Source organism: bacterium, from assembly GCA_024224155.1.
GTDB lineage: Bacteria > Acidobacteriota > Thermoanaerobaculia > Multivoradales > JAHEKO01 > CALZIK01.
The window spans coordinates 1-967 of record JAAENP010000373.1 but is presented as its reverse complement, the minus strand read 5'-3'; the positions used below and the strand labels follow the sequence as shown (position 1 = coordinate 967).

The 967-nt window shown below is 61.7% G+C and carries 2 protein-coding genes; one reads left to right on the top strand and one right to left on the bottom strand.

The features are described 5' to 3' along the window. Positions 1–172: 172 nt before the first annotated feature. Positions 173–427: a hypothetical protein gene (locus tag GY769_19100; GenBank protein ID MCP4204032.1), complete on the bottom strand. Its 255-nt coding sequence runs from the start codon at positions 425–427 to the stop codon at positions 173–175. Between the two features lie 239 nt (positions 428–666). Here GY769_19100 and GY769_19095 point away from each other — a divergent pair. Next, positions 667–967, top strand: a 301-nt coding sequence (locus GY769_19095; protein ID MCP4204031.1) for a hypothetical protein, incomplete at its 3' end; no start/stop codon positions are given.

Genomic DNA, 967 nt, shown 5'->3' with positions numbered 1-967 from the left:
CTGATTCATCCAAGTCGGATCAAGTCGGATGCGCGTGTCTTGGGGCGACCCATTCGGCTTCCACTTCTACCCGCCGATCTGTTGATCGCCGCGGAGCAGCTCAGCCTGACGCGGTAGCGAGAGCGGCAGCTAAGCTCCGCGATCCAGGCCCCGGCCGAGCCGAGCCCCGGCACTAGCGCGCGAACAGTAGCAGCACCAGCAGGAGAATCACCGCCGACCCGGCGAAAAGAGCAGCAGCGGGCACCGCAACGCGGGTCATCCAGACGGGCCACCTGACCCTCTCCTCGAGTCCGGGTTTCACCATGACCATGTACGGATCGTAGTAGATTCCGCCGACCTCCCTCAGTGACTCCGTGATGCTCTTCAGCTGCGGGTCTGTGATCCGATCGGGGTCCAGCGACGCGATGCTCTCCAGTATCAGATCCACCTTGCCTCTCAGGACGGCTTCCGTTTCTTCTCCGGTCGTATCTGTTTAGCGGGTCGCTGAGGGCGAGAGTGTCTCTCTGGTAGGATCCGCGCTTGTTCTGGTAGTCGATTCGTACATCGAAGGTGACATAGTCCCCTTTGGGTCCATCGAAGCGCTGGCGCGCTGGGCTTCGAGAAGGGAGGCAATCGCTTCACGCCAAGAGGCTGGACTTTTGGCAGCCGATACGCTACGGTATCGGTGTGAAGGAGATTCTTGAGACCGCCGCGCTGCCGTCGATCGTCTTCAAAGGACGGGTCTTCACGGCGTCGGAGCTGCGGCTGATCCGTAAGTTGGTCTCGACGTTTCCTGGGTTGAGTCGGCAGGAGCTGGCCAACACGGCGTGCGAGTGGCTCGAGTGGCGTCGCCCCAAAGGTGGGTTGAAGACCCTGGAATGTAAGCAGCTGCTGAGCAAGCTGGAATCCGAAGGCTATCTGAAGCTGCCGGTTCTGAGGGCGACGAAGCCCCGCGGAGCTCGGACCTCGGTGCCCCACACCCAACAGG